The organism is Halomonas colorata (assembly GCF_014897985.1).
GTDB lineage: Bacteria > Pseudomonadota > Gammaproteobacteria > Pseudomonadales > Halomonadaceae > Vreelandella > Vreelandella colorata.
In genome coordinates, this window is record NZ_JABUZA010000083.1 from 1 (window position 1) to 4,834 (window position 4,834).

Sequence of the window (4,834 nt, forward strand, 5' to 3'; positions counted from 1 at the left end):
CCCACAAGGTTAATTCAAGCTCTCAAAGCCACTAAATAGTAGGTGCATCTTGAGATGATAGAAGCCCGTTTAAGCCAACAGAGATGTTTCGAAACCTGCCCCGGCCTTGTGGGAGCAGGCTTCAGCCAGCGATTTATCTAGGCTTCTCCTAACAAACCTAAACTGGCTGCGGGTGCTTGGCGGCGTAGCCCGCGTGAGAGCGCATGGCCGATGATGCCGATCAGTAGCGCGCCTCCAAACGGTAACGCCAGCCATAAGGTGATGTGCAGTCGCGGCGTCAAGTCGAGCCAGTAAATGTAAAGTGCGGCGGTTGCCACCTCCGCAAGTGCGGCGCCCATTAAGCCGCTGGTAAAGCCAAGCAGTGCGTATTCTGCGCCTTGAATACGGGAAATCATTCGATTACCCGCACCAAAGACACGCAACAAGCCACTTTCATGGGCACGAATAGGCTGACTTGCGGTTAAGGCGGCGTAAAGTACGCTGATTCCGGCGAGTAGAACTAGCATCAGTACAAGCTCTATTGCCCGCGTCACTTGAGCCAACACATCACGCACTTGGCCTAAAATCGCATCAACGTTGAGTAACGATACTCCTGGGAAATCACTTACCAACTGACGTATTAGCCCTTCCTCATCATCGGGTAAATGGAAGGCGGTGATATAACTATGGCCAAACTGCTCCAACACGCCGGGCGGGAAAATCACAAAGAAGTTAGGCTTGAAGCTGTCCCAGTTAAGACTGCGCAAGCTGGTAATGCGCGTTGTTAGCTCATCGCCACCTATGGAGAAGGTTAAGGTATCGTTGAGCGCTAGCCCTAATCGACTCGCTAGCTCCTCTTCCATGGAAATAGGCACTATATCAGGCTGCGGAGTAGCATCCACGGCGCCCAACCAGCCTTGCGGCTCAGCAGGCACGCTTTCTTGTCGTGTAAACCACTCCCCAGCAACCACCTGATTGCCTTCTGGCAGCTCAGCCTGCCAGGTAAGGTTGAGTTCGCGTCTCAGAGAACCATCGCCCCTGGCATCCTCGGGTACGGCCTCCATTGGCGCCTGATCGTTTATCGCCGTAATCCGCCCGCGTACCATCGGGTAAAGCGTGCTTTGCGTATCCACGCGCGGAGCCACGGCCTGTTCAAAAGGGTCGCGCTCAGCGGGCTGGATATTTATCGCAAAGTAATTAGGTGTATCGTCTGGCAATTGCGACTGCCAAGTCGAAAGAAGATCACCACGCACCAGCACAATCATTGCCATGGCAAAAAACGTTACTGAAAACGCCAAGAGCTGACCGACACCTGCTTGGCGGCGACGTGCTAATTGACGCGCGCCCAAACGAAGCGCCTGCGCCCACTCTCCACCGCCGGCTAGCTTCTTTACGCCATGCAAAATACCATTAAGTAACAGCGCACTAACGCCCCACAGCACTGCCAGCAGCACACCACCGCCCAATAATAGCGAGATTGCTAAGGGCAGGCTGCCTGAATAAAGCCATAGCAAGCCACCAAACACGCTAGCCGCCACGCCCGCCACAAGCCAAGCCGAGGGCGGCAAGGGGTCCAGCTCACGGCGCAACACTTTAAGGGCACTAACCCGCTTAATACGCAAAAGCGTTGGCCCGGCAAACCCTACCAGTACCGCCAGTGCGGTTAATACCCCTAACCAGAGCGGCGTCACTCCTGGCGGTGGCAGCGTCATGGGTAAAAAGCTAACCAAAAGGCGCAGCAGAATTGCCTGACCGGCTAAGCCCAGTAATGCGCCAATCACCGATGCCACCAAGGCAAGGCCGATCAATTGAAGGCTAAACAGCACCATAAGCTGCTGTTGACTCGCGCCAAAGCAGCGTAGCAACGCGGCTGTATCCAGGTGGCGCTCGACATAACGCCGCGCCGACATGGCCACCGCGACGCCGGCCAGTAAAACGGCTGCCAACCCCGCTAACCCCAGATAGCGGTCGGCCCGCTGTAACGCATTGCCTAACTGCGGCCGGTCCACGCGTACGTCGCGAACGTCAACACCTGCGCGACGCAGTTCCGCCAACAGGCCTTGCACTTGATCCAACGCTTGCGGCGGGCCTGCCGCCAGTAGTTCAAACTCGACTCGAGAGCCCTCCTGCACAAGCCCCGTAGCCTCAAGGTCTGCCGTATTGAGCATCAAGCGGGGATTAAAATTACCAAACCCGCCGGACTGGTCAGCTTCCCGCTCAACAATACCGCTAACCGTTAACTCGGTTTGACCAACCTGAACACGGTCGCCCAGCTCTATTTCAATCAGCTGGGCCAAGCGCGGGTCTACCCACGCCTCTCCTGCAAATGGGCCTCGGGCCAAGGGTTCGGCACCATTGCCTACGTCCACATATGAAACGCCATAATGCGGATAAATATCATCGACCGCTTTAAGGCTTGCTGGTTGGAAGCGCTCGCCAAGGCTAATCATGGAGACCAGATCGACCTGATCACTTAGCGCAAAACCAGCCGCCTGCAAGGTATTGCGCAGCTCGTCTGAAAAGGGGCTTCGCTGTTCAAGTACTAAATCTCCTCCCAGCATTTGCCCTGCCTGACGCTCAAGACCACGTTCCAGGCGGTCGAGGAAAAAAGCAATCATGGTGGAAGCGGCCACGGCGAGCACTAATGCAACAAAAAGCGCACGTACATCAGCAGAGCGCAAATCGCGCTTTAGGCTTCTTGCGGCCAATCGCCAGGGAATATCACTCATTGCCCGCCTCCCACCGTATTGGGATCCAAGGGCAAAAGCTGGCCCTGGGCGAGTTGCAGGCAACGATCACAACGGCGTGCCAAGGCATGGTCATGGGTGACCAGAATAAGCGTTGTGCCAGCTTCCCGGTTGAGTGTGAACAGCAAATCAATAATCTGAGCCCCGGTGTCGGGGTCCAGATTACCGGTTGGCTCATCGGCAAACACCAGTTTGGGATCGGTGACAAACGCCCGGGCAATGGCTACCCGCTGCTGCTCACCGCCGGAAAGCTGCTTGGGCAGATGATCCACCCGCTCCCCCAGGCCCACCTTCGCCAGCCAAGCCTGTGCAGTGTGGTCTTCTCCTGCACGTGGCGAAAGCTCCAGCGGCAGCAGCACGTTTTCCAGGGCGCTTAGCGTAGGCAGCAGCTGGAAATTCTGGAAGACAAAGCCTACTCGTCCAGCCCTTAATGCGGCACGGCCATCTTCATCCAACCGGCTAAGCGGCTGACCGAACAGTATGAGCTCGCCGTCACTGGGTGTATCAAGGCCGGCCAATAGGCCCAGCAGGGTTGATTTACCCGCCCCGCTTTTACCTAGTATTGCAACGCTCTCGCCCGCCGCTACGCTTAACGACAGCTGATTTAAAATAGCGAGCTTACGCTCACCGCTGGTAACCGTTTTGGTTAGCTTATCTGCCTGAAGAACAGGTCGGCTCACGGGAGTCGCGGGAACCTTGCCGCTTGTTAGAGAGCCGGTGTTGGGTTGGCTCACCGCTTGCGATGAGATACCAGCGGTGGAAGACTGTGTAGATTGATCCGAGGAGTGAGGCATGAAGCGAAGCATCCCTGTGGCATGGCATAAACTTAACCGCATGGTAACCGGCGGACTGGTGGTTCTGATAGTCACCTTAAGTGCCCCAACTATCAACGCAAACGAGCGCCCAATCGTATTGGTCATGGGCGACAGCTTGAGCGCGGCTTACGGCCTGGAGAATGACCAGGGGTGGGTAACGCTTTTAGAAAAGCGCTTGAGCGACCAGGCAACGGTGGCCAATGCCAGTATCAGCGGCGAAACCACCTCCGGCGGCTTGCAGCGGTTTAGCGATATTCTAACCAAGCAACAGCCCAATATTGTCTTGCTGGAGCTGGGTGGCAACGATGGTCTGCGGGGCCTTGCGCCTACTCAGATGCGCGACAATCTAGCCCGCATGATTGAGCAAAGCCAGGAAGCCGATGCCCAAGTGTTATTGCTGGGGATTGATATTCCTCCCAACTACGGCCAGGCCTATCGGGATGCATTTACCGGCGTTTACTACTCCCTGGCAGAAGAGTATGACGTGCCGCTAGTGCCCTTTTTATTGGAAGATATCGCGCTTAATCAGGCGCTCATGCAAAGTGATGGGATCCACCCAACCGCCGATGCCCAGCCAATTATTTTAGATAACGTGTGGCCTGAGCTGGAACCGCTTCTAGACAATATCTACCAAGCATCAGCGGAGTAGTTATTTATCATTAAGCAAATGTAGAACTTAATCGCGGCAGCTTGTAGTCTTAGCATACCCTTTTGTGATGATGGCGACTCATGCCCGCGCCTTTTAATCCTTCCCCTTTCAAGCTTTCTCGCCGACAGTTCCTAGCAACTGCTGGCGCTTTGCTATTGGGTTCGGGTTTAGGCATTCACCCAACGCCTGCAGTGGCATTTGACCCCCAACGCTTACGCCAAAGCATGCAGCAAGCTTATGGTCAGGCAGGCCTTGCCGTGCTTGAAGAATGGTTTGCCATGCTGGAGCGCCTGCGCGGCCAGGATGTCCAAATGCAGCTGCGTGAAGTCAACGATTTCTTTAACCGCCGCATCCGCTGGGTTGACGATATGGTGGTGTGGGGGGAGGAGGACTACTGGGCGACTCCTCTTGAAGCAATGGGCAATGGCCGTGGAGATTGCGAGGATTACTCCATTGCCAAATACATAACGCTCAAACAACTTGGGGTACCGGGTGAACGGCTGCGAATGATCTACGTGCGTGCTCGTATTGGACGCAGCCAGATCACCCAAGCCCACATGGTCTTAGGGAGGCTCTGAAAAAGTCTCTGCCTTCAGCGATAATACGAACATCGTCAACTGCATAGGGTTCAGTGCTGCCATGGA

3 protein-coding genes and 1 pseudogene are annotated in these 4,834 nt (G+C 55.5%); 2 read left to right on the plus strand and 2 right to left on the minus strand.

All coding sequences use genetic code 11. The features are described 5' to 3' along the window. Positions 1-137 precede the first annotated feature (137 nt). Entirely contained in the window at positions 138-2,708 is a 2,571-nt protein-coding gene (locus tag INT33_RS20720; protein ID WP_193092917.1) for an ABC transporter permease, read from the minus strand. Next, complete coding sequence (locus INT33_RS20725) at positions 2,705-3,520, minus strand: ABC transporter ATP-binding protein (protein WP_225736344.1); 816 nt, start codon at positions 3,518-3,520, stop codon at positions 2,705-2,707. Before INT33_RS20725 ends, INT33_RS20720 begins: the two co-directional genes overlap by 4 nt. Here INT33_RS20725 and INT33_RS20730 point away from each other — a divergent pair. Both INT33_RS20730 and INT33_RS20735 read left to right on the plus strand, forming a co-directional pair. After that, complete coding sequence (locus INT33_RS20730) at positions 3,519-4,190, plus strand: arylesterase (protein ID WP_192539724.1); 672 nt, start codon at positions 3,519-3,521, stop codon at positions 4,188-4,190. The genes INT33_RS20725 and INT33_RS20730 overlap by 2 nt on opposite strands. A gap of 80 nt (positions 4,191-4,270) precedes the next feature. Next, positions 4,271-4,759 (plus strand): annotated as a pseudogene (locus INT33_RS20735) (transglutaminase-like cysteine peptidase); the annotation flags it as partial. Positions 4,760-4,834: the final 75 nt, after the last annotated feature.

Coding starts and splice junctions, on each gene's coding strand:
- INT33_RS20725 (WP_225736344.1), bottom strand. CDS start 3,520: ATGCCTCACTCCTCGGATCAATCTACACAGTCTTCCACCGCTGGTATC.
- INT33_RS20720 (WP_193092917.1), bottom strand. CDS start 2,708: ATGAGTGATATTCCCTGGCGATTGGCCGCAAGAAGCCTAAAGCGCGAT.
- INT33_RS20730 (WP_192539724.1), top strand. CDS start 3,519: ATGAAGCGAAGCATCCCTGTGGCATGGCATAAACTTAACCGCATGGTA.